Source organism: Vibrio hepatarius, from assembly GCF_043642085.1.
GTDB lineage: Bacteria > Pseudomonadota > Gammaproteobacteria > Enterobacterales > Vibrionaceae > Vibrio > Vibrio hepatarius_C.
The window spans coordinates 54,670-79,129 of record NZ_JBHZSA010000003.1; the positions used below are offsets into that span (position 1 = coordinate 54,670).

The 24,460-nt window shown below is 44.9% G+C and carries 16 protein-coding genes; 8 read left to right on the top strand and 8 right to left on the bottom strand.

The genetic code is table 11. The annotated features are described in order from the left end of the window. Nucleotides 1-80: 80 nt before the first annotated feature. The 4 genes from putP to ACHUFZ_RS06460 form a co-directional block, all read right to left on the bottom strand. On the bottom strand, nt 81-1,568 hold the full coding sequence (putP, locus tag ACHUFZ_RS06445; protein ID WP_394126419.1) for a sodium/proline symporter PutP: 1,488 nt from the start codon (nt 1,566-1,568) through the stop codon (nt 81-83). 67 nt (nt 1,569-1,635) lie between these two features. Beyond that, on the bottom strand, nt 1,636-2,334 hold the full coding sequence (locus tag ACHUFZ_RS06450; RefSeq protein WP_394126420.1) for a 1-pyrroline-5-carboxylate dehydrogenase: 699 nt from the start codon (nt 2,332-2,334) through the stop codon (nt 1,636-1,638). Between the two features lie 22 nt (nt 2,335-2,356). After that, on the bottom strand, nt 2,357-5,476 hold the full coding sequence (putA, locus tag ACHUFZ_RS06455; RefSeq protein ID WP_394126421.1) for a bifunctional proline dehydrogenase/L-glutamate gamma-semialdehyde dehydrogenase PutA: 3,120 nt from the start codon (nt 5,474-5,476) through the stop codon (nt 2,357-2,359). Between the two features lie 186 nt (nt 5,477-5,662). Continuing rightward, nucleotides 5,663-6,478 (bottom strand): AraC family transcriptional regulator, encoded by an 816-nt coding sequence (locus ACHUFZ_RS06460; protein WP_134834072.1) that lies wholly within the window; start codon nt 6,476-6,478, stop codon nt 5,663-5,665. A gap of 495 nt (nt 6,479-6,973) precedes the next feature. On the opposite strand from ACHUFZ_RS06460, the gene ACHUFZ_RS06465 reads away from it, so the two are divergent. Beyond that, nucleotides 6,974-8,071: a PEGA domain-containing protein gene (locus ACHUFZ_RS06465; protein WP_394126422.1), complete on the top strand. Its 1,098-nt coding sequence runs from the start codon at nt 6,974-6,976 to the stop codon at nt 8,069-8,071. 141 nt (nt 8,072-8,212) lie between these two features. Next, complete coding sequence (locus tag ACHUFZ_RS06470; RefSeq protein ID WP_394126423.1) at nt 8,213-10,036, top strand: SUMF1/EgtB/PvdO family nonheme iron enzyme; 1,824 nt, start codon at nt 8,213-8,215, stop codon at nt 10,034-10,036. Between the two features lie 74 nt (nt 10,037-10,110). Here ACHUFZ_RS06470 and pdxH read toward each other — a convergent pair whose 3' ends face one another. Continuing rightward, nucleotides 10,111-10,746, bottom strand: coding sequence for a pyridoxamine 5'-phosphate oxidase (gene pdxH, locus ACHUFZ_RS06475; RefSeq protein ID WP_134834069.1), 636 nt, complete (start codon nt 10,744-10,746; stop codon nt 10,111-10,113). A gap of 216 nt (nt 10,747-10,962) precedes the next feature. Between pdxH and ACHUFZ_RS06480 the strand changes: the two genes are divergently transcribed. The 4 genes from ACHUFZ_RS06480 to ACHUFZ_RS06495 are packed head-to-tail and all read left to right on the top strand — an operon-like array spanning nt 10,963 to nt 17,130. Further along, nucleotides 10,963-12,354, top strand: coding sequence for an HlyD family type I secretion periplasmic adaptor subunit (locus ACHUFZ_RS06480; RefSeq protein ID WP_394126424.1), 1,392 nt, complete (start codon nt 10,963-10,965; stop codon nt 12,352-12,354). Nucleotides 12,355-12,400: 46 nt separating this feature from the next. Then, the gene (locus tag ACHUFZ_RS06485; RefSeq protein ID WP_394126425.1) at nt 12,401-13,081 is read left to right on the top strand and encodes a transglutaminase-like cysteine peptidase; all 681 of its coding nucleotides are present in this window, start codon (nt 12,401-12,403) and stop codon (nt 13,079-13,081) included. A 5-nt stretch (nt 13,082-13,086) separates the two neighbouring features. Next, complete coding sequence (locus ACHUFZ_RS06490; protein ID WP_394126426.1) at nt 13,087-14,997, top strand: bifunctional diguanylate cyclase/phosphodiesterase; 1,911 nt, start codon at nt 13,087-13,089, stop codon at nt 14,995-14,997. Nucleotides 14,998-15,015: 18 nt separating this feature from the next. Next, on the top strand, nt 15,016-17,130 hold the full coding sequence (locus ACHUFZ_RS06495; protein ID WP_394126427.1) for a type I secretion system permease/ATPase: 2,115 nt from the start codon (nt 15,016-15,018) through the stop codon (nt 17,128-17,130). Between the two features lie 82 nt (nt 17,131-17,212). On the opposite strand, the gene ACHUFZ_RS06500 is transcribed toward ACHUFZ_RS06495, so the two are convergent. Together ACHUFZ_RS06500 and ACHUFZ_RS06505 are read right to left on the bottom strand one after the other, a co-directional pair. Beyond that, entirely contained in the window at nt 17,213-19,750 is a 2,538-nt protein-coding gene (locus tag ACHUFZ_RS06500; protein WP_394126428.1) for a glycosyl hydrolase family 18 protein, read from the bottom strand. Nucleotides 19,751-20,078: 328 nt separating this feature from the next. Continuing rightward, nucleotides 20,079-21,476 (bottom strand): tryptophanase, encoded by a 1,398-nt coding sequence (locus tag ACHUFZ_RS06505; protein ID WP_394126429.1) that lies wholly within the window; start codon nt 21,474-21,476, stop codon nt 20,079-20,081. 218 nt (nt 21,477-21,694) lie between these two features. Here ACHUFZ_RS06505 and ACHUFZ_RS06510 point away from each other — a divergent pair, with 218 nt between their 5' ends. Next, nucleotides 21,695-22,336, top strand: a complete 642-nt coding sequence (locus tag ACHUFZ_RS06510; RefSeq protein WP_394126430.1) for a DUF2057 family protein — start codon at nt 21,695-21,697, stop codon at nt 22,334-22,336. Between the two features lie 25 nt (nt 22,337-22,361). Here the strand turns inward: ACHUFZ_RS06510 and ACHUFZ_RS06515 are convergent, their stop codons facing one another. After that, nucleotides 22,362-23,636, bottom strand: coding sequence for an HD-GYP domain-containing protein (locus ACHUFZ_RS06515; protein WP_134834061.1), 1,275 nt, complete (start codon nt 23,634-23,636; stop codon nt 22,362-22,364). Between the two features lie 223 nt (nt 23,637-23,859). Here ACHUFZ_RS06515 and ACHUFZ_RS06520 point away from each other — a divergent pair, with 223 nt between their 5' ends. After that, the gene (locus ACHUFZ_RS06520) at nt 23,860-24,408 is read left to right on the top strand and encodes a GNAT family N-acetyltransferase (protein ID WP_394126431.1); all 549 of its coding nucleotides are present in this window, start codon (nt 23,860-23,862) and stop codon (nt 24,406-24,408) included. The last annotated feature ends 52 nt before the right edge of the window (nt 24,409-24,460 follow it).

Here is a 24,460-nt window from a genome sequence, read left to right on the forward strand (position 1 = left end):
AAAAAAGTGAGCTAGAGAACCGAGTAGTAAATACAACAAAGCCCCGCTAGGCGAGGCTTTGTATAACGACTCATTATGATTTAGTCGAGTTCAGCTAACTGCTTTTTGAATGTGGCATGCTGAGATTTGACAGTCGATTCTGGTTCACCTGTCATCAAGCTTACAACAACGATTGATAGCGTTGACAAGATGATCCCTGGAACGATTTCGTATACATCGAACCAACCACCAGAAAGCTGCTTCCACACTACGATTGTGATACCACCAACCAGGATACCTGTTAGTGCACCATTGCGGTTCATACGCTCCCAGTACAAGCTAAGAACTAGCGCAGGGCCAAATGCCGCACCAAATCCAGCCCAAGCGTATGACACTAGACCAAGTACTGAACTATCTGGCGTCATTGCTAGAATAAGCGCAACGATTGAAATGCCAATAACCGCGATACGGCCGACCATGACAATTTCTTCCGACGTCGCATCTTTCTTAAACACTTGCTTGTAAAAGTCCTCTGCCAATGCAGAAGAAGAAACAAGCAACTGAGAATCCGCCGTACTCATTACCGCCGCTAGAATCGCAGCCAGAAGAATACCTGCAACCACTGGATGGAATAGTGAATTCACTAGCAGCATGAAGATTTTTTCACCATCATCCACGCTGATACCTGAATTATTCACATAGATCAGACCAACTAGACCGACAAGCATTGCACCAACCATAGACAGACCTGTCCAGATAACTGCGATACGACGTGCTGTCGTTAGATCACGGTTTGAACGTGATGCTTTAAAGCGCGCTAGGATATGTGGTTGACCAAAGTAACCTAGGCCCCATGCAACCAATGAAATGATTGCAATCGCGCTCAAAGGTTCGCCTTTTGAGTCATTCCATAACGTCAGAAGTTGAGGGTTGATAGCCGACAGGTCATTGCCTAGTTGACCTAAACCACCTTCCATTGCTGTGATAGGAACAATAAGAAGCGCAGCTGCCATCAGTAGACCTTGAACCAAATCAGTCCAAGATACCGCTAGGAAACCACCAAACAATGTGTAAGAAACAACACAAACTGTGCCAATAATTACCGCAGTGGTGTAATCAAGACCAAAGACCGTTTCAAATAGTTTTCCGCCTGCAACCAAGCCTGAGCTGGTATAGAAGAGGAAGAATAGAAGAATGAAGAAAGCAGAAATTACCTGAATCATCTTTGAGTTGTCGTTAAAACGACGAGATAAGAACTCTGGTAGGGTTAACGCGTCCGTTGTGATGCTGTACGTACGTAGGCGTTTCGCTGTGATTAACCAGTTCAACCAAGTACCCACTAGCAGGCCACCCGCAAGCCAGAAAGCTTCAATACCAGCCGCGTAAGCATAGCCTGGCAAGCCTAATAACAACCAACCACTCATATCCGATGCACCTGCTGAAAGCGCTGCCGGCCAAGGGCCTAACGAACGACCACCTAAGAAATAGTCACTTGAGCTTTTCGTTCGTTGATAAGCAATAACGCCAATTGCAAGCATCAGAATCAGATACGCAATAAACGTGGCTGTAATAGCAAAGCTATTTTCCATTTGATTTGTCCTCTTTTAAAAGATCGCCTTCCCTGAATGCCCTCTTGCGAGGGCAAATCATTGAAGATTAGTGAGTTTCAGCGCCAAGTTCTAACAAGGTCGCATTACCACCCACTGCTGTTATATTTATAGTTCTAGTACGTTCGGTAATGAACCTAAGCACTAAATGTGGATCGTGAGCGACAGGTATGCCAACAAGATCCGTTTCAGACGTTAAGTTAACGATCGCGCCTGAACGTTTTGCCAATTGTCGGTTGATACTCCTTTCAACCTCAGGGTTACCTACATAACCCACACTGCGTACATCTGAATCGAGAAGCTGATGGTAAGCATCTAAAGCAGCAAACTGTACTAAGTTGGTAGGAAGTGAAGACTGCACGTACGCAGACTCCAATACTTGGCTAAACTCTGTATCATCACTGCACAAGATGACGCTATTACCTGAGATAAGCGCAGCCGTTAGCTGAGCCATAACAGCGTATGTAGTTTGTTCTTGAGAGCTGTCTTGAATCACTAGAGCAACACCACGTCCTGCGGTGTATAGTTCGTTAGTTTCCCCAGTTGGACCAATCAATTGATGCTTTTCCGCTAGCAGCGCTGACGCTTGCTCAATATGATAAGAAACAACAGAAGCTAACTCAGGCTCTACTTGCTGTAAGGCCTGTTTAAAAGCGAGCAAACACTCACTCTTAGAATCAAAATTGGTTAGATTCCAGTTTTCCCACGCTGAGAAAGCATCAGAAAAACGTGTTACTTGATGAACCATACTATTTCTCCTTGCTCACTAATTAAGAAAACTGCATTTGAGTAAAACGGTATAAATAATGAGGACCACCTGCTTTCGGTCCTGTTCCAGAAAGTCCTTGCCCACCAAATGGCTGCACACCGACCACCGCACCAACTTGGTCACGGTTGATATAGCAATTACCTACTCGAGCGTGCTTTTCGATCCAGCGATAAGTCGTTTCATTACGGCTATGAATGCCCATCGTTAAGCCAAAACCTGTGTGGTTTATTTGCTCAACGATTTGCGTCAACTCACTTGCCTTAAATCGTACGATATGGAGGATCGGGCCAAACTGCTCTTCTTTAAGGCATGAAATATCGCGGATTTCAAACGCTGTTGGTGCAACAAAATCCCCATTTGCATGCTCTTCTGTTAGAACTAACTGAGCCACTTTTTTCTCGCTGCTCGTCATCGACTCAATATGCGCTGATAACTTCGCTTTTGCAGTAGCATCAATGACTGGCCCAACATCCGTTGAATGGAGGTAAGGTTTGCCAACGCTCAGCTCCTGCATTGCACCTTGAATCAAAGCAACAATGCGATCTGCAATGTCTTCTTGTACATACAGCACACGCAGTGCACTACAACGCTGACCTGCAGATGCAAATGCAGAGCGAATAACATCACGTACCACTTGCTCTGGCAAAGCAGTACTATCAACGATCATCGCGTTCTGGCCACCGGTTTCAGCAATAAACGGTACAGGCGCTGCGTCACGCTCTGCTAAGGTTTGATTGATTCGTTGAGCTGTCGCAGTAGAACCTGTGAAGGCCACACCAGCAATGGCAGGGTGAGAGGTCAATGCCGAGCCAATTTCTGCGCCACGCCCAGTAAGTAACTGAATGCTACCTGCTGGGAAGCCAGCATCTAACATCAATTCAACAGCGCGCGCCGCAATCAGGGTCGTTTGCTCAGCAGGTTTTGCCACAACAGTATTACCCGCAACGAGCGCTGCTGTTACTTGACCTAAGAAAATTGCCAGTGGGAAGTTCCACGGGCTAATACATACAAACACGCCGCGCCCCTGACGTGACACATTACGCTGCTGGCCATCAAAGCCTGTAACTTGCAATTGGCCGAGTGCATCCACTTGTTTTGCGTAGTAACGACAGAAATCGACGGCTTCACGTACTTCGTCGATGCTGTCATGAATCGTCTTACCCGCTTCTTGGTGACACAAAGCAACCAACTCAGCTAAGTGCTCTTCAAGAAGGTCAGCTAAAACCTCAAGTTTTTCGGCGCGAACCTGTGATGGCGTGTTGCTCCAATCAGCAAAAGCGGCATCTGCACCTTCAATCGCCTCGGAAACATGATCAAGGGTTGAAAAAACTACCTGACCGACATTGATGCGGCGATCATAAGGCGCTGTTACTGGCTCAACATTCAAGTTTGCCTTGATCATGCTTTCGGCGTGGAACTGACCATTAATGATAGGGCCTGCGGTCCATTCTTTATCGAGGAAGCTCTCCACTTCGTGTTCAAATGGCTTTGCTTCACTTTCGATGTCTACGTTGACACCAACCGAGTTCTTACGCTCAGCGAAAACCGCAGGAGGTAGCGGTATCTGCGTGTTGTTAAACGTATCAAACGCATTGAGCATGTCGACCGGATGCTCAGTTAGCGTTTCTACCGGACAACGAGCATCGACCAAGCGGTGAACAAACGAACTGTTCGCACCATTTTCCAGAAGGCGACGCACAAGGTATGGCAACAAGTCTTTATGGCTACCAACCGGCGCATAGATACGAACAGATTGCTGGTACGCTTCCATTGCATGGTTGTACAGTGAGTCACCCATTCCATGTAAGCGTTGGAACTCGAATTCTTTATGGGCAGCCATCACAGCAATCGAGGTTACAGTCTGAGCGTTGTGGCTTGCAAACTGAGGGAAGATATTACCGCGCACATTTTCACTCAGTAGGAAACGAGCACAGGCAAGATAAGAAACATCGGTGGCTTCTTTACGAGTGTAAACGGGATAATCGCTGTAGCCAGCTTGTTGTGACCACTTAATTTCGCTATCCCAGTACGCACCTTTTACTAGACGTAGAGGGATCATATCGCCCTGCTGTTTGGCTAAACCATTCAGCCAAACCAAAACAGGTAATGCGCGTTTTGAATAGGCTTGAACTACTAGACCAAACTTACCCCAGCCTTGAACAAGTTCACTGCGATATACCTTCTCAAACAACTTCAAAGAGAGCTCTAAACGGTCAGCTTCTTCCGCATCGATGGTAATCGCGACATCTAGCTCTACCGCTCGGCGCAGAAGCTGTTGCAATGTATCGTATAGCTCAGTCAGTACGCGTTGTTCATTGGCGACTTCATAGCGAGGGTGAAGTGCAGACAGCTTAATAGACACCGAAGGTGCAGGACTCTTATCTTGAGCGTAATCATCTCGGCCTACCGCTTCAATGGCCATCAAGTAATCTTTGAAGTACTTGTTTGCATCTGCCGTGGTTAGCGCTGCTTCACCTAGCATATCGTATGAATAGGTGAAACCTTTATCACGCATCGCGCGACCGTTTTTTTGCGCTTCAGCAATGCTACGACCCAATACAAATTGGTGACCCATTACCTTCATGGCTTGGTGCATCGCTTTACGAATCACTGGCTCAGACATCTTATTGACTAAGCGATTCACTGCACTAGCAGGACTTTGAGATTCATTTTCAGACAAGCCCACCACTTTACCTGTCAGCATCAGTCCCCAAGTCGAAGCGTTAACAAACACAGAGTCAGAATTTTTCAGGTGTGATTTCCAGTCGGCTACCGTCAGTTTGTCACGAATAAGAGCATCTGCCGTTGCAGAGTCTGGGATGCGCATTAACGCTTCTGCCAAACACATCAGCAAAATACCTTCTTGGGTATCCAAGCTGTATTCGAGTAGCAAGGCATCAATCATTTGGATTGATTTTTTGTCCGCTCGAATGGCTTCGATTAAGCGAGTGGTTTTATCCGCTATCTGAACTTTTTCTTCTTCGGTAGGTACGGCTAGTGGCAGAAGTTGCTCAAGCCATTGTGATTCGTCCACCATATAAAGTGGCGAGATCAACGACCAAAGTTTATTAAGCGGCTGCTCAACAAACTCAGCGTTCAACACATCAGTCGCTGTAAACATGCGTTTTCCTCAATCTCACACCTGAAATCATTTCAGGTTTCTACAATGGCTTGCAGTGTATTTTGAGCTCGAGAAGATTACTTGTCAAAAACTCCGAGTTTTTTGCTAAAAACTCTGATTATTAACAAAACAAAAACAGAGTCACACTCAAATAGGCAATATATTATATGGTTAACGTTATAGAATTTAACCGAATTGTTTCTTATATTGAGAGGGAGACATTCCTTGGAGGCGGGAGAAAGTATGAGTAAAGGCGCTTTGTCCGGAGAAACCCGTGAACTCAGCGACCTGACCTAAAGTGAGATTACCTTGCTCGATAAGGTTCTTAGCCATATCAATACGCTTACCTAATACATACTGATGAGGGGTAATACCCATTTGATCTTTAAATAGAGAATGGAACTGGCTTTCACCTAAGAAAATGCTCCCCGCGAGCTGAGTCACCGAAATTTTCTGACTCAAGTGTTGCTCTATATAACGGTCAATCGCCTCAAGATCGAAACGCGACTCCTTACGCACCGCCTCAAAAGCAGACATATGACGCTGTAGCAACGCCACCACCGTATCGTTACAAGCTCGACTCAGCAGCAAATCATCCGGACTAGACTGCATTTCCGCCACTAACATTTGAATCAGCTTTTGAATCTGACCATCGAGCTGAAAATAGGTTTCTTTCTGATTCAGTTCGTTAAGGCGCTGAAGCATTAAAGGGTCATCAGACGTCGCTAACGGCATGTTAAGTACCAATATATCCGACTGACCAACCACGCCCCCAAATGCATGACCACTGCCTGAAGTCACAACACACCCCTGACCTGGCCCGACTAAATTGCCATAGCCACTAACTTCAAACTCAGCCTGCCCCTTTAAACCGATCACAACTTGAGTGTAATTATGGTCATGGCATTCCATATAAGATGGCAACGTCACTAATTGAGCCGGACGAGGCGACAATTCTTTGGCAGTTTTTTGCTCATTCAGTGATTTTGGCGAAGGTGACATAACGGAACACAATTAATAAAGTCGTAGATATAGCCATGTTATACCAAAAGTGAAGTAACTCGAAATTCAGCAACAAATCAGCGGCCATTTACCGCTAACCTTGCGTGAAATCTCTTATGCAACTTCGAACCGAAGTGTTGAAAAAGTCATCATTTTGATACTGGGAAGAATGATCAAGCGCACATAAATTACGGCTTATGTCACTTCTATTCACTTAACTTAATCTCGATCTCCATTCTTTACTTGCATATTTCGTCATTGGGCAACAGAATCAGTATAGCTATGTAAGATTTATCTTTAGATCAGATAGTCTTAGCCGTACAAACTCTCATTGTTAATATGAGAAGAATGGAAAAAATAGACCCTTTTGAGGCACTGAAGACAGGGAGTGTCAAAAGTTTGTCTTTTCCCTTTGCTAAACGTGCATACGATGGATATGTGCACTTAGTTAAATTTTTACAAGTAATTTAAACGTCATATAGTTTGCAGGGAATTATGATCACACGTCGCATTCCAGCGCTTTTGCTTGCGCTAAGCCCGGTTTGGGTTACTACTTCGACTTTCGCAGAAGAATCTGTTCAAGCAGATCCAGTCGCTGAAATCGAAAATAAATTAGAAAATAAAGAAGCGGAAATCAGCACTATGGCGTCAGAGTATGACTCTGAAGCCGACCGTCTGCAGCAGCTTCAAAACGAAAACAGTAAACTAAAACGCAGTGAGCAAGAGCTAAACGCTAAACGTAATCGCACCAAATCTGCATTGGATAAGCAGTATGGTCGTCTTTTAGATGATCCAGACATTGATTTAGTCTCTTTCCAAAAGGCTTATCAAGACGCTTGGTCTGAAGTAAAAGAAAATCAGTCTGAAATGCTTGAGAATCAACAAGCGATGACAGAAAGCAAAATGCGTCTATCGCAAGTTAAGCAGAAGCAAACTCGCCTAAACAGCGAATACTCTTACCTTAAAGAGCAAAAAGTTGAAGCGCGCGTTAAACGATTAGAAGCTGAGCTACGTGAAAGTGATGTCCTAGAAACAAGCTATAAAACGACTTGTTCAGCGACAATGACGTTAGGTGAATGTACTAGCCAAGGTCAGTACTTAACCAAGCAAAAAGCGGTAAAAGCGTTTAAAGCGAAGTTAATGGACAACTTAACTGAATCGAACATTGCCAAGCAAAATGCAAAAGGCGTTCAACTGAACGTTCACGTTCAAGAGAGCCAAGTGATTCGTTCAGGATTTGAAGGCAACAACAGCTACTTCACACAAATGCAATCTCAGCTTCAAGCTCGTCCTGAAGCGTCTGCAGCGTGTAAGCTACTTAATGTCTCAACACGCTACTGTCTAAAAGGCAGCGATGCAGCAACGACTAAGAAGCAAGATAAAAACTGGGTAAACGTTACGGTTCGTTCTGACCAATACGAAGATAACGTCGTTATAAACGGTATTAACTACGGCAGCACACCGGTAGAGGTTGTTTTACCACGTGGTAAACACCAAGTCACAGTATCTAAAAACGGTTACCAAACATACAACCGCACCATTACTGTAACGTCAAACGATACAGTTTGGGTTAAGCTACGTCCAAGTGGCTAACCGTTGAAATATCAACCGGTTTCACAAAGATGAGCTAAAAACGCCACTTTATCTTAAGTTAGTTAACGATAACTTAAGACAAAGTGGCGTTTTCGTTTAGAATGTACCGATTAATCAGTAAGAAGATGTAGAAGAAAATCAATGCGCCTAGGTTTATCTGCCCTTTTGTTAGCATTATCTCCATGTTTACTTTCGCCTTTAGCAATCGCGGAAGAAGCACCCATGTCGATCACTGCTATCGATGACCAATTGTTCTCCAAGCACGATGAGCTACGTAACGCTCAAAAGGCATTAAAAGAACAACAAAGCGTCGTTGACGAAAAATCTGACCAGCTCAACGCTCTAGAAAGAGAGACTCGAACTCTAGATAAGACGTTCTCAAAAGCTAAATCCTATCTTGAAGATACCTACGACAAACTCGAAACTGACCCAAGTGCAGACATCATTCGAGCACAAAAGAGCTATCAGGAAGCGTGGTCTGGTGTAAAACAGAATCAAAAAGCTCGTCTTGCAGCAGAACAATCGCTAACAGAAACTCAAGCCAACTATGATTCTCAACAGCGTGAAGTTGATGCAATCACCAAGGCAATCGCTGATTTACAAAATGATAAAACCCATGCTCGTGTTGAGCAGCTTAGAGAAGAACTCAAACAACCTCAGCAGCTTTCAATCAGCTTTACTAACCGTTGTGACTCTTCGCTAACCCTCGCTCAGTGTGATAAACAAACTCAAGCGCTAGCGCTGCAAAAAGCGGTTAAGCAATATCGTAGCGAATTGGTAAACCGAGTTTCAGAGCCACGTGTAGTTGAACGTAATATTCACGATGCCTCTCTGAATATTCATATCGTCAAACACACCACAACAAGCAGCGGTTTCTATGACGGCGAACGTTACCGTACACTCATGGACGTTGAACTCGAGGCTCGTCCAAGTGCAAAGACAGCGTGTGATCTGCTTGGTGTTGATACTCAACACTGTTTTGAGCCTGGCATTTTCGATACTGAGCCTCAATTCGAACAAGAAATCGCATGGGTAACTCTGGCCATTCGTTCCAATGTCTACGGTGATAGTGTCACTATTGACGGCGTTAGCTACGGAAGTACACCCGTTGAAGTAATGCTCCCTATCGGGATCCATAACGTAATGGTGCAAAAGGAAGGCTACAAAACCTTCAATAAGCCCGTTACGGTAAAAACAGACTCGTCATTACGCGCTAACCTAATTGAGAAATCAAACCCTCTCAATGCTGGAGATAAGTTTGCCGACGGCATGAAAGCCCTAGGCAAAGGCCCGCAGTTAGTCGCAATCTTAAATGGCACTTACTACATTGGTGAGAATGCATCGAATCAAGTTCACCTTGATCATGCTTTCGGCTTTGGCGTTACACCAGTTACGGTGAGTCAGTTTGCAAGCTTCGTTGAACAAACGGATTACCAAACCGATGCTGAACTGAAAAACACGTGTACCGCGTTAATCAAAGGTGAAGTGACTCCTGTTGAGAATAGCCATTGGCGTGACCCTGGCTTTAAGCAGTACCCGAACTCCCCTGTCGTTTGTGTGAGCCAGAATGACGCTAAGGCCTACACCAACTGGTTACGCAAGCAAACAGGCGCACCTTACCGTCTACCAACTGAAGACGAATGGGAAATTGCTGTACGTGCAGGAAGCATAACTAAATATTGGTGGGGTAACGATTTCACACCAGGCGAAGCGAACACGGGCTGGAGTGGCACGCCTTGGTCGAATACGAGCACTTCACCTGTCAGCGCCTTTAAACCTAATCAGCTCGGTATTTATGATGGCGTAGGTAACGTTTGGCAATGGACGAGCAATCCGCAAGGCATTGCTAAAGGCGGTGCATGGAACTTCTCGCCCGATATGGCAGCGGCAGATAAACAGCTTTTCCTATCACGCTCTTCTGCAGCTAACTATTTAGGCTTTAGAGTGGTTAGAGACATTCAATAAGGGCGAGTGAAGGAACTTGTTTCCATAACTCCCCTTACAAAAACAAAAACGCCGCTGAATTCAGCGGCGTTTTTTTATGGAGCTAAACGGTCAATATGCCATTCATCTTGCTCTCTAGAAAATAAGAAGCGGTCATGCAGGCGGTGTTCACCACCTTGCCAAAATTCAATGCTTTCAGGTCGGATACGGTAGCCACCCCAAAAGCTTGGTACTGGAATCTCACCTTTTTCAAATTTCTGCTTAAGCTCTAAAAACTTCCCTTCCAGAACGCCTCTTGCAGAGATTCGGCTACTTTGCTTACTGGCAATTGCCGCAAGTTGGCTGGCCTTAGGGCGAGAAGAAAAATACTTCATATTTTCCACAGCAGATAACTTCTCTGCAATACCCGTAATATGGACTTGTCGCTCAAGAGGATGCCAAGGGAAATGCAGGCTTACTTTCGCGTTACCTTCAATTTGCTGCGCTTTACGGCTGCCTAAATTGGTATAAAAGACAAAACCCTGTTTATCGACATCTTTTAGCAACACGATACGCTGGTATGGTTGGCCCGTAGCATCTACTGTCGCAACAGTCATGGCTGTAGGGTCTGTCATCTTCGCTTCGATCGCCTGTTTTAACCACAAGTCAAACTGTGCAATTGGATCAGCCAATAAGTCTTTTCTTCGCAAGCCACTTTTGGTGTATTCACGACGAATATCTTCAAGCTCCATCTTTTATTTCTCCTCAGCGAAATTTTTTTGAAGATTGTGCGCTCTTAATCAAAAGAACTCAAGTTCAGTTACATATTTGTCGGCCATTTAATAACTGACAAGGATAAAAATATGAGGATATATCATCTAACCCTGCTATTCTTACAGCAAATCCTTAACATTTTGTTAGATGAGTAATAAAATCAATAAAATAAAGCCAATTTTCGAGGAACACCCATGAGCAAAAGCAGTTATGACAAACTAACTCCCAATGAGTTGGAATATGTCGATGATAAAACTGCCGCATTACTACTCAATACCCCTAATAGTGCACGCATTATGCTATGGGTAATGGTGTTATTTTTCATTCTCGCTGGCGTATGGGCGTCATGGGCTGAAATCGACAAAGTAACCGTCGGACAAGGAAAGGTCGTTCCCTCTTCTCAAATTCAGGTGGTACAGAACCTAGAAGGCGGTTTAGTTAAAGAAATACTCGTGCGAGAAGGCCAAAATGTAACCAAAGGTCAGCAACTACTGCTTATCGATGATACGCGTTTCCGCTCTGACTATCGTGAGCGCGAGCAACAAGTGGCTAACCTTACCGCTAGCGTTTTGCAGCTATCCGCTTCCCTTACCAGTGTTGAAATCAACGAAGATTTTGATGAAAGCAATTGGCAAAACAACGTAAAGCTTAACTTTAACAAGCTTGCTTTTCCGCCTGTACTTGATGAACAGCAACCAAATCTGGTCGCACGTCAGCGCGCAGAATACCGTCAAGATTTGAACAAACTGCGTAACCAAATTTCGCTTATTGACCAGCAAGTAAAGCAGAAGCAACAAGATCTCGTTGAGATCAAAGCTCGCGTGCGTAACTTAAGAGATGGCTATAACTTCGCGAGAAAAGAGCTAGAGATCACTCGCCCTCTTGCTGAAGAGGGAATCGTGCCGAGAATCGAACTGCTTAAATTGCAGCGACAGGTCAACGATACCCGCCGTGAGCTCACATCCAGTGAACTAAAAAGGCCGGTACTCGAATCAGCAATACGCGAGTCCATGCTTAGCCGTATCGACACTGCGCAGAAGTTCCGTTCTGAGCAGCAAGAAAAACTGAACCAAGCACAGGACAAACTATCCTCTTTGACTGAGTCAACCGTAGGATTAGAAGACCGAGTTAACCGTACCATAGTGACATCTCCTGTCACGGGTACTGTTAAGACACTTAACGTCAATACGGTTGGTGGCGTTATTCAACCAGGAATGGATATTGTTGAAATCGTTCCAAGTGAAGACACTCTGTTAGTTGAGGCTAAGATCGCCCCACAAGACATTGCATTCCTGCGCCCAGACTTACACACAGTCGTTAAATTCAGTGCCTATGACTTCACTAAATACGGTGGCCTAGAAGGCACACTTGAACACATCAGCGCGGATACAACGACGGATGAAGAAGGGAACAGTTTCTACTTAGTCCGTGTAAGAACAAAAGAAACCAGTTTAGACAAAGATAACTCATTACCCATTATTCCGGGTATGACAGCATCTGTGGATATCATTACAGGTAAACGTACTATCTTAGAGTACCTACTTAAACCAATCCTCAGTGCTCAAAACAATGCATTAAAGGAATAGCGTTCATGACCATGTCACAACGATTTGTAGCCAAGGAACAGCTCGCGTGAGACGGCGCCACTGGCTAACGCCGGTAATAGCACTTTCACTGCTGTTACTTTCATCTACTGCGTCATTCGCCCTCAACACTCAAGAGCAGCGATGGGTAGACGCAGTAAAACGAACGTATGGCGATCGTGCGGGCAAACGCGTGCAAACTTGGCGAAATGAAATGTCTCAGTACAAATCACTTTCCGAGCGAGACAAGCTAACCAAAGTGAACAATTTCTTTAACCAGCTTTACTTTGTTAACGATATCAAGCTGTGGGGAAAGAACGACTACTGGGCAACACCTCTCGAGTTTTTAGGCAGTAATGCTGGTGACTGTGAAGATTTCACCATTGCCAAATACTTTTCCCTACTTGAACTCGGTGTTTCAGATCGAAAACTTCGTCTGGTCTATGTTAAAGCCATCGAGCTCAATCAGTTTCACATGGTACTGGCTTACTACTCAAAACCGAGTGCAGAGCCGATACTATTAGATAACATTAATCCTCAAATTAAGAAGGCATCAGCTCGACGAGATTTATTACCGATATACAGTTTTAACGGTAAAAACCTTTGGCTGATGAAGTCTAAAAATGGACAACTGGCAGGGAAGTCATCAAGATTAAGTCTATGGAATGACCTCCGTGCCCGCGAGAAATCGCTTAAGTTAAACAAACCAAAAATTAATTATGATGAGTAGGCAATATGACTCTATATAAACAACTTGTCGCGGGAATGATTGCGGTTATTTTGATGCTATTGATCTCAGTGTTTATCATTGAGTTCAATACCACTAGAAGCAACCTCATTCAACAGCAACGCTCTGAAGTGAACAACACTATTAACACCGTTGGTTTAGCGCTTGCGCCTTACCTTGAAAATAAGGACCAAGTCGCCGTTGAGTCGGTAATCAACGCGCTGTTTGATGGCAGTAGCTACTCGATTGTTCGTTTAATTTTCCTAGATACAGGGGACGAGATTCTGCGCTCCTACCCTATCAAGCCTAATAACGTGCCGAAGTGGTTCACTCGACTAAACCTATTTGAAAAGATCCATGATCGACGCGTTGTAACCAGCGGATGGATGCAACTTGCCGAAGTTGAAATCGTCAGTCACCCTGGGGATGCCTACACCCAGTTATGGCTTGCATTTGAACGTCTCGTCATTGCGTTTTGTTTAATCATGCTGATTGGCTTGTTTTCTATCTCATTCATTCTTAAACGTGCTCTGCGTCCACTACAGCTCATTGTTGATAAGATGGAACAAGTGGCTCGTAACCAATTTGGCGATCCGTTACCTCGCCCAGCAACTCAAGACCTTATCTACGTGGTTGATGGCATCAACAGTATGTCAGCTCAGTTAGAAAAATCCTTCAAAGCCCAAGCTAAAGAAGCCCAGCAATTACGTGAGCGCGCCTACATCGACCCTGTATCTCAACTTGGTAACCGCGCTTACTACATGAGTCAACTTAACTCGTGGATTGGCGAAGGCGGTATTGGTGGCGTTGCGATTCTCGAAGCTAGCTTTATCCGTGAACTGTATGATGACAAAGGCTACGAGGCTGGTGACGGTATGGTTCGCGAATTAGCTGATCACTTGAAAGTGTCGCTGACTTCTCCGAATGTAACGCTGGCGCGTATTTCTACTGAAGAGTTTGGCTTTATTCTACCTAACATGGAAGATTCCGAACTTAAGCTAGTTGCAGAAAGTATCGTTACCTACGTGCAAGATATCAATGCAGACCCAACTGGTATGGCAACATCAAACCTAGCGCTTGGTGTGGTTTACAACAAAGCCTCAACCAACTCTACCTCATTACTCACCATGTTGGATAATGCCCTAGCAACAGCTAAATCCAACCCTGAAATGACATATGGCTACGTGACAGGCGAAACCAACGATAGTCTAATGGGTAAACAACAATGGAAAAACTTGGTGGAAGAAGCCATCAGTAATGACTGGTTTAGTTTCCGTTTCCAATCAGCGAATAATAGCTGGGGCCAACCATATCACCGCGAAGTTTTCTCTGCGATTGAAAAAGATGGTGAACGTTACAGTGCCAACCAATACTTATTCGCTCTAGAACAACTTAATGCCAGCCACCTATTTGATGAATACGTGATTGAAGCCATCGTAAAACGCCTAGAGTCAGGGGAATTTAAAGAGCCAGTTGCGATTAACATCGCTCAGAGCAGTATTTCTCAGCCTAGCTTTATTCGTTGGGTGACTCAGTTACTTAATAAGCATAGTTCTGTCGCTTCGTTGCTCCATTTCGAGATCCCTGAAAACTGCTTTATTAACTCACCACACCATACAGCCCTTTTCTGTAATGCGGTGAGAAATGCAGGCTCAGATTTTGGCGTTGATAACTATGGTCGTAACTTCCAGTCTCTTGACTACATTAACGAGTTCCGCCCTGCGTATGTTAAGTTAGACTACCTGTACACTCACCATCTAGATGATGAGAAACAGAAATTCACTCTAACGTCGATTTCTCGTACCGCCCATAACTTAGGGATTAAAACTATTGCATCTCGTGTTGAAACTCAGACTCAGTTAGATTTCTTGTCTGAGCATTTCATTGACGTCTTCCAAGGCTTCATCGTAGATAAATAACAACTATATAGGTATAGCATGCAGGACCCGCTATTAAACTCTCTTATCTACGTTAGTCGATACTATGGTTTAGCGAATTCACCAGAAGCGCTTATTAATGGCTTGCCACTCTCAGATGGCAAGCTAACCCCGTTTCTATTTCCGCGCGCCGCAGAGCGCGCAGGCTTGGTGGCGAAAGAAAATCGCTCATCATTACTAGAGATCTCTCAGTTAGTGCTACCCGTTGTTCTTATCTTGAAAAACGGCGAAGCATGTGTGCTAAACAGCTTCAACGAAGAGAAAACCGAAGCAGAGATCGTTACTGGAGAGTCAGGACTTGTTCCGATTTCAATCAGTATTGAGGAACTCAATCAACTCTATATTGGTCGCTACTTCCTAGTAAAAAAACAGTTTCGTTATGATGAGCGCTCACCAGAAGTTCTCAAGACTCGCGAGGGTCACTGGTTTTGGGGCACTATTTGGCAGTCAAAACGCATTTATCGTGATGTACTCATCGCTTCGATTCTTATCAACTTGTTCGCCGTCGCTGCACCGATGTTTACGCGCTTGGTCTACGATAAGGTTGTACCTAACTTAGCGTTTGAGACTCTATGGGTACTCGCCAGTGGTATCTTCGTGATCTTCTTGTTTGACCTAACACTCAAGCTGATGCGCAGTTACTTTATTGATGTCGCAGGTAAAAAGTCCGATATCCTAATATCATCCAAACTCTTTAGTAAGGTACTAGGCATTCGAATGGAGGCTAGACCTGCATCGGTTGGTGCTTTCGCTCGCCACCTTCAGGAGTTTGAGTCGATTCGTGAGTTCTTCACCTCAGCAACGATTGGCTCATTGATTGATCTTCCGTTTGCGATTCTGTTCCTCGTCCTGATCTGGTTGATGGCCGGTAACCTAGTGATCGTGCCAATCGTAGGTGTAGTGATTCTGATCATCTATTCACTGCTAATACAAGGGCCATTACGTCACACCATAGAAGAGGGCTCTCGCCTTGCTTCACAAAAGTACGCTAACTTAATCGAGAGCCTTTCTGGCCTAGAAACCGTTAAGTTGTTTGGTGCTCAAAGCCAGTTCCAGTTCCGCTGGGAAGAGGCAGTTGCGCACATGGCAAACTGGAACATCAAGAGTCGCCGCATCACCGACGGTATCCAAAATACTGCAGGCTTTGTTCAACAAGCATCAAATGTGGGCATGATTATACTTGGCGTATATTTGATTTCAGAAGGTGACCTAACTATGGGTGGGCTCATCGCGGCTACCATGCTTAGCGGCCGCGCCATCGGCCCAATGGTTCAACTTTCATTGCTTTCGACACGATACAATCAAGCCAAGTCGTCTATGACTATTATTGAGCAAGTGATGCAAATGCCTGATGAGCAAGAAGAAGGTAAGCGCTATATTCACCGACCAATTATTCACGGCAAAATTGAGTTAGAGAAGGTGACTTTCCACTACCCTGACTCGCCAATTGCATCTGTTCGCGATTTAAGCATTACGATTAACCCTGGAGAAAAAGTCGCTATCATTGGTCGTATTGGTTCGGGTAAAACCACACTTGAACGCCTGATTATGGGTCTTTATAAGCCAACAGAAGGCCATGTTAGGATCGACGATACTGACATCGACCAACTCCATCATATCGATATTCGCCGTAACATTGGCTGTGTACCGCAAGACAGCCAACTGTTCTATGGCAGCATCCGTGACAACATCACTCTCGGGCGTCCACTAACGGATGACCGCGACGTACTTGATGCCGCAAACCGTGCTGGTGTGACAGTATTTACCCAGCAAGATCCTGCAGGCTTAGAGCGCCAAGTCGGTGAAGGCGGTATGTTGCTTTCTGGTGGTCAACGTCAAGCAGTAACCATTGCTCGTGCTCTTTTAGGCCGTCCACCGGTCCTGTTAATGGATGAGCCGACGAGTGCGATGGATAACCGTTCAGAAATGCACATTAAACAGCAACTGGCTCAACTAAAGCAGAGTGAAACTTTGATTCTAATTACCCACAAAACGTCAATGCTGGATGTGGTAGACAGAGTCATCGTTATGGAGAAAGGTTGCGTTATTGCAGATGGCCCTAAAGCCGATGTTCTCAACAACCTTAAACAAGGTAAAGTGAGAGCGGTAAACTAATCTGCGATTTCCTACTTCAAAAAATAAAGCCATTCGAGTTACCTCGAATGGCTTTTTCTATTTGGTTAGGAATATAAGGTTATTAGTTAGTCGCGCAGTTCGCTACGCCAACTTCTTTCCAAACGCCCCATTCACCTGACTGCGCTGGATCATCACCTTGGGTCCACCACTTCGCTTCCCAAACTTTTCCAGCCCAAGAAACTTGTGCACCACCGTTATACACCGAACCTGATTGCCACAAGTTGTCACACAGCTCACCGCCAGTAGATGTCTTCGCGACAACCACTGTAGTCGATGCAGAAGATTCAGCTTGTCCATCACTTACAGTTACAGTGAAGGCTAGCGAAGTATCTTGAGTATATTCAGCAGCAACAAAACTTACTGTTGCGCCATCAACCGTAGCAGTAAGACCTGCAGGAAGGTTCCATGTGTAAGTTAGGACATCGTTATCAGCATCAGTTGAAGCAGAAGCATCAACAACAACCACATCACCTGCATTTACGTTAGCTGGTGCAGTCACTGAAGCAACTGGCGCTTCATTTACTGGTGGTAGGTCTTTAGGGTTAACCGTAACAACCACAGTGTCAGTTGATGTCGCGCCTTCGTTGTCTGTTACAGTCAGCTTAAAGCTTAGCGTTTCAACTTGAGCGACTTCTGCTACATCAAAGCTTGCCACAGCGCTGCTTGCTGAACTTAGTGTTACTGGAGTTCCAGAAACTTGCGCCCATTGATAGCTTGCGATTGTGCCATCGGAATCACTTGAAGCACTACCATCAAGGCTAACGCTCGCCGGACCAACAACTGTCACATCAGCACCCGCATTCGCGGCTGGATCACGGTTTAGTGGTGGACCACCAGCCAGACCTTCATGCATCGAATTTAGGATGTCACCGTTATCAGCATCAATTTCCCATGAGAATAGACCCGCTAAACCTAGGTTACGTACATACGCGCCCTTTGCTTTCACTGAGCGGTCATCATCAAACGTAATTAGCTGACCTGTAGTCGGGTTCCATACCCAAGGAGCCTCAGCTTGCGCGTCATAGCCGTATTGGAAACCATTGATACCTTGGCTGTTGTCACCCAACATGAATGACTTAATGCCTTTGTAATCAATAACACCGTCTTCCCACACACCTTGTGCAGTAGAACCTTTCAGCTTACCGTTACCAACACCAGTCATAGGATCAGTTGGATCTGATAGTGTTTCTGGCATCACGCCTTCCCAACCACGGCCATACATGGCAGCACCAAGAACAAGCTTACTTGCAGGAACACCTTGTGCTAGCAGTAATTGGATACCGTTGTCAGATGTGTAGGCAGGTCCTTTGTACGCTTCACCATTTTCATCTACACCAGTACCGTCACACTGACCTGGGCGCATAAAGCTGCCACAGTACAACGCTGTTTGGTGACCCACTACATTGTTCCAACCACCATAGAAATCGTATGTCATGGCAAAGATGTAATCCATGTACTGAACTGCATCAGCGTAATCAACATCTTCGATCTTATCGTGACCAACGCCAATTGCAGACGTTAGCTCATAAGTACGACCTGTTGACGCTTCTAAGTCATCAAGCATCGCTCTTAACTCTTGCATCAGTGCAATGTACGCAGGGCCATCGTTTACCGGATCACCTAGATTAGCCGCCGCGCCTCCGCCACCTGGGAATTCCCAGTCAATATCCACACCATCGTAGAACTTCCACGTCGTTAGGAATCGCTTAACTGACGCAACAAAAGTATCTCGGTTCGCTTTGGTAGTGAAATCAAAGAAGGGGTCAGAAAGTGTCCAGCCACCAATTGAAGGGATAATTTTTAGATCAGGGTTACGCTGCTTAAGTGCCATAAGCATCGCGTAGTTACCTTTGATTGGAGAGCTATATTCATGCCCAGCTTGCGGGAAGCTCTTCTGGTAAGCAGCCCACGGATCATGGATAACAACTTCGTAATCTGGCACGCCCTGACAGGCTGTCATCAATGCGTTGTAGCTATTGCCACCAACAGACTTAACCGATTCGTTAGGACCACAGATTGGAATGAAGCCATATAGAATATGAGTTAGGTTGTCGGCTGGTAGGTTGTCTACCGTGTACTCACGGCCATAGATACCCCACTCAACGAAATATGTACCTACAACGGTATTAGGATCTGTGTTGTAAGATTTGTTGTTCGGGTCGATGTTCATCGTCAGTGGTTTTAAATGTGACCCGTCAGTATCCGCTACTGTCACTTCAACCGGAGCACTGGTGCTACAACCCGTCGCATCACACGCTTCGATGGTCATTTGGTACAAACCACCTTTGCCATATTTAAATGTCGCATCCGTTTGACTACCACTGATTGGGCCGGTTGCCACTTGTGTACCATCAAAGTAGATTTTGTAAGTGTCGCCTGTCGTACCACTCCATTGGTTGAACTTGATGGTGATACCAGCTTCTTCGTGATACTTAACCATTTGGTTGTAACCAGAGGTTGTTTCCATGGCGAGTTCAATCTTAGAAAACTGCAGATTGTTCGATCCATATACATCAACACTCGGTGCTGTCGGAGCGGCTATCGCTGCGCTTGATACTGCAAGTGCAATACTGGCAGCGCATAAATTCATACGATTCATACCTATTTCTCTCATTCCTTGAATGTTTGCCCTAACGTTGGGGCTAAGTCTGCTTTCGACGCACGAAAACATCCCTTTCAGTATTTAAGAGACTTTTTTTTTAGATGAAAAAAATAAAAACTAATTACGAGGCAAGGTCAAAAAACAGTTGGAGGTTATCAAAATGTTACATTGCAACTTGAATGTTGAGTCAAATTTTATAAATCCTGACATTGGTAGAATAATTTAGATAAATCTGTCACTTAGGCAGGTGGTCTGGCTATTTGGAATGGAGTTAACAAAATAGAACACTGTTACAACCGCCGCCGTAACAGTGTTGCTAGCGGCACTACTTAGATTTGAAACGAGCGGTAAAGTGGCGCAGAACGGGAGGCTCATAGTCAAAAGTTAAGCCTTTTAGTGCATGAGCACGTTGGTTAAGCGCAATAATCGCATCAGCAATATAGTCCATATGATCATTGGTATAAACGCGGCGCGGAATGGTTAAGCGCATCAATTCAAGCTCTGATTCCTTTTGCTCTCCTGTTTCAGGATCACGACCTAACAGTAGTGAACCAATTTCTACTGCTCTAATGCCCGCTTCAAGGTAGAGCGCGTTACATAGCACTTGCCCCGGAAACTCTTGAGCAGGAATATGAGGCAGGACTTTCGCTGCATCGACAAAAACGGCGTGACCACCGGTTGGGTACTGGATTGGAACCCCTCCCTCTCGCAAGCGTTCACCCAAATACTCCACTTGGCTAATTCGATAATGAAGGTAGTCTTCATCTGCCCCCTCATAGAGACCACGGGCTAAAGCCTCCATATCACGCCCCGCCATACCGCCATAAGTGACAAAGCCTTCCATTGGCACGCATCGAATACGTACCGCTTGAAACAACTCCTCGTGATCGCGAATGCAACATAACCCGCCGATATTAACCAATGGGTCTTTCTTAGCAGACATAGTTAGCATGTCACCATATTGGTACATTTCGCGGATGATCTCTAAAATGGATTTGTTTTGATACCCCGCTTCACGCTGCTTAATGAAGTAAGCATTCTCACAATAACGAGCGGAATCAATCACAACCGGAATATCGTTTTTACTCGCGATTTCATACGCCGCGCGCATATTGGCCATTGAGACAGGCTGGCCTCCTGAGCTGTTACAAGTGACAGTCGTGATAATCGCGCAGATGTTTTCTGCCCCATACTTGGCAATCGTAGATTCAAGCAGCTCTAAGTCAAAGTTACCCTTCCAGTCATAAGGCGTTGTCGTATCAAAAGCATGCTTATCTACGACGTTAATTGCCTTACCGCCATTGAGTTCAATATGACCTGCAGTTGTATCGAAATGATAATTGGAGATAAATATGGGATCTTTACCACCACGGACTGTTTGCATACGTTCGATAAGCGCAGGGAAAAGTATCTGTTCCGCTCCTCTGCCTTGGTGAGCCGGCACGGTTAACTTATAGCCAAAAAAGTGCTCAACTGCCGCGCACAAATTGTAGTAGTTGCGACTCCCAGCGTAGGACTCATCACCCATCATCAAGCCCGCCCATTGATTATCGCTCATGGCTCCCGTGCCTGAGTCAGTAAGAAGGTCAATGTAGACATCATCACTACGCAGTAAAAATGGGTTCAGTCCCGCTTGATTGAGTGCTTCCACTCGGTCGTCCCAAGTTGTCATTTTAATCGGTTCAACCATTTTGATTCGAAAGGGTTCTGGAATACGTTTCATCACTCATCTCCTTAATGATTGACTCCCTTTAACTTTAGTTGATCACCGGTTCGAATTAGGCGAAACCTTGCTAAATGCACTAAATCACCATCGTGAGTAATAAGAGCAGTTATGAAAAATTGATGAATTTTTCCAACTTCTTACATTTGAATATTGCAAAGACTCTTTAAGCTAGGCACTCTCTCTGGGTTAAGTGCCTGTTTATTAGGAAACTCAAAATGAAAATTAAAACAACACTACTTGCTATGGCTGCGCTAGGCTTTAGTGGCTTTACTACTGCTGCTGTTACTATTGAAATCCCTGACACTGTTGAAGTGTTAGTTGCCAACGACGCACAACCAGAACTTTCTGGCGGTTTTTTCTCGGCGACAAAGACTCTTACCCTACCAGATGGTAAAAACCAAATTCTGTTCACCTACAACCCTTACTTTGATCAGGGTAAAGATCGCATCATCCTAGAGAGTGACCCAATCATCGGCACGTTTACCGCGACAAACAGTGAATTGGAATTTGAACTTCCTACCTACCGTAATGAGCACGATGGTTCGAAGAAAATTCGTAACTTAGAATGGAATCTGAAGGATAAAAGCGGCCAATCCATCTCCGTTAAACAGGACAAGTTAGTCAAAGATGGCATGCAAATTGGACGTAATCACCAAATTGAGCTTGCAGAATACAACCGTAAAGGTGGTATTGCTGCCGTTTCAACAGCAGCGGTTGTTCCTGTAACCTTACCTGCTACTCTGCCAGCAGATGGCAAAGCAGCAAACACCACAGCTGAAGAAATGCTGCATTTTTGGTATGAAAAAGCGGACGCTGAGACACAAGCGAAGTTCAAAGCTTATATCAATAGTAAGTAATGACTATAAAGGGCCAGCGTATTCGCTACGCTGGCTCTGCTAAATACTCACAGCCAGTTGAGATTCGATAGCAAACTTCTCGATTGGCCGAGATACAGTCAAATACCTGCCTATCTAACTTTCCATCGTCGACTAATTCTTCAAGAATACGTAAGGTTTTCTCAAGAGATAGCCCTGCTCGATACGGCCTCGACTGAGTTAATGCTTGGAACACGTCAGTCACCGCAACCAAACGACTCGGACCGTCAAGTTGCTTGGCCGTCAAGCCTAATGGATAACCCGAACCATCAAGACGCTCATGATGATTTGCAGCCCAGTCAATCACTAAAGAATCTTTAAACATGTTCTCTAACGCATGACGAGAATCCGTGGCATGACGCTTAATACAGCAATACTCATCGTCGGTTAACTGATCAGGCTTGTGTAGAATGCTACTTGGTGTCTTTAGTTTGCCAATATCGTGAATAAGTCCGGCGAGATAGAGCATCCGACAAGTTTGAGGAGAGTAACCAAGCTTACCCGCTAAATACTCTGCCAAACGCGCCACGTGATTCGAGTGCTGATAAGTAAATGAGCTTTTTGCATCAACGATTTGAGCAAACAACTCGGCGACACAAATCGATTCCTCCAGCCCAGTTTGCGATCGATTAGCGAACGCATGAACAAATTGAGACGATAAATTTTCTATGTGCCGTAGCTCCATAGAAAACCAAAAATCATCACAAGTCAGCAGCTCATTCATCGATTCAACGATGGACGGATTGAATATAGTGCCAGCATTCGCAGACAACTCAGCAGCAATATATCTTTTGCTTTCTGAAGTCACATTGCCATACGAATCATAAGGACGAGAGCACTGTAGGTAATCAACTCGATCGGCTAAAAAGATCAGCGCTGAGAGTTGCTTATCATCATCGCTAATATCTGGAATCTCTGAAAGCTGCCGCCAATCAGTATGATGATAAAGAATAGGGATAGCGAAATGATTTAAAGGCTCACACGCCTGAAGCAGTTCATAGCCTTTAATGCAGTGGCGCTGAGTCTCTTGTGGGATAAATGAGGTGAGTAAAACATCGAGCTCACTATTTTCTGATACGCCGCAATCGTGGATTAAACCTAATGCAAACGCTTTATGCGCTTTCTCCTCGCTCCACCCCATTCGCATAGCACAGCTATAGGCTATGTAAGCGACTCGGTGGCCATGATAGATTTCATCGTAACCGACGGCATCCAGAGCATAAGCGATTTCAAACAGCACGCGATGCATATCGACACATACATCTTCCTTGGGAAATTCCATACTCACGTTTTTGTTGTTATATAAATAATTATTATGCATTTAAGGGTATACGAAAGAGGCCTCCATAGACCATAGATTATTAATGGTTATTAACAGAATTGTGACTTATGCAGCGTGAGACATTTTTTTCGTGCCAGAAATAAAGCATTTATACAACAATACGTTATGGCCATCACTGTTAGAGTTTGTTACGTTTAGTGTTTAAAACTGTAGAGGAAGCCATATGTTCACTGAAAAAATAGACGATGAACTTTCGCTCGCGTTAGTCCAAGAATCATTCGCTCATCAATATGCTTCACTGGTGTGCGAGCAAGTTGACTATTTGTCGAAATGGCTCGCTTGGCCTACCCACTGTCAAAGCGAACAAGACTTCCGTCACTTTATTCAGCGCGTACTACACGAATACGCCGAAGGAAAGTCAATGACCTGCGCAATCGTCTATCATGGAGAGATTGTCGGAAACTGCAGCTTTAATACCATTAACTACGATACTCTCAGTGCCGAAGTCGGCTATTGGCTCTCTCAACGTCACCAAGGTAAAGGTATCGTTACCCGTATCGTCAATCACTTAATCAATAAAGCATTTAATGATCTCGGTATGGTGAAGGTGCAACTCTCAGCCGCCGTAGATAACCAACCGAGCCGCCGTGTGGCAGAGCGAGTAGGCATGACGTTAGAAGGCATACTGACCAACCAAGAAAAAATTGGCGAGCGAATTCTCGACCATGCCATCTATGGTATTAAGAAAAAGCCGACAAGCGATACGCTCTAGTTGATGCTCAGCACAGTTTTAATCCCCTAAGCCATTGCTTCCCATAGCGTAT

Excerpts from the sequence above, each read along its gene's own strand:
- putP (WP_394126419.1), bottom strand. The coding sequence starts at position 1,568 with ATGGAAAATAGCTTTGCTATTACAGCCACGTTTATTGCGTATCTGATT.
- ACHUFZ_RS06450 (WP_394126420.1), bottom strand. The coding sequence starts at position 2,334 with ATGGTTCATCAAGTAACACGTTTTTCTGATGCTTTCTCAGCGTGGGAA.
- putA (WP_394126421.1), bottom strand. The coding sequence starts at position 5,476 with ATGTTTACAGCGACTGATGTGTTGAACGCTGAGTTTGTTGAGCAGCCG.
- ACHUFZ_RS06460 (WP_134834072.1), bottom strand. The coding sequence starts at position 6,478 with ATGTCACCTTCGCCAAAATCACTGAATGAGCAAAAAACTGCCAAAGAA.
- ACHUFZ_RS06465 (WP_394126422.1), top strand. The coding sequence starts at position 6,974 with ATGATCACACGTCGCATTCCAGCGCTTTTGCTTGCGCTAAGCCCGGTT.
- ACHUFZ_RS06470 (WP_394126423.1), top strand. The coding sequence starts at position 8,213 with ATGCGCCTAGGTTTATCTGCCCTTTTGTTAGCATTATCTCCATGTTTA.
- pdxH (WP_134834069.1), bottom strand. The coding sequence starts at position 10,746 with ATGGAGCTTGAAGATATTCGTCGTGAATACACCAAAAGTGGCTTGCGA.
- ACHUFZ_RS06480 (WP_394126424.1), top strand. The coding sequence starts at position 10,963 with ATGAGCAAAAGCAGTTATGACAAACTAACTCCCAATGAGTTGGAATAT.
- ACHUFZ_RS06490 (WP_394126426.1), top strand. The coding sequence starts at position 13,087 with ATGACTCTATATAAACAACTTGTCGCGGGAATGATTGCGGTTATTTTG.
- ACHUFZ_RS06495 (WP_394126427.1), top strand. The coding sequence starts at position 15,016 with ATGCAGGACCCGCTATTAAACTCTCTTATCTACGTTAGTCGATACTAT.
- ACHUFZ_RS06500 (WP_394126428.1), bottom strand. The coding sequence starts at position 19,750 with ATGAATCGTATGAATTTATGCGCTGCCAGTATTGCACTTGCAGTATCA.
- ACHUFZ_RS06505 (WP_394126429.1), bottom strand. The coding sequence starts at position 21,476 with ATGAAACGTATTCCAGAACCCTTTCGAATCAAAATGGTTGAACCGATT.
- ACHUFZ_RS06510 (WP_394126430.1), top strand. The coding sequence starts at position 21,695 with ATGAAAATTAAAACAACACTACTTGCTATGGCTGCGCTAGGCTTTAGT.
- ACHUFZ_RS06515 (WP_134834061.1), bottom strand. The coding sequence starts at position 23,636 with ATGGAATTTCCCAAGGAAGATGTATGTGTCGATATGCATCGCGTGCTG.
- ACHUFZ_RS06520 (WP_394126431.1), top strand. The coding sequence starts at position 23,860 with ATGTTCACTGAAAAAATAGACGATGAACTTTCGCTCGCGTTAGTCCAA.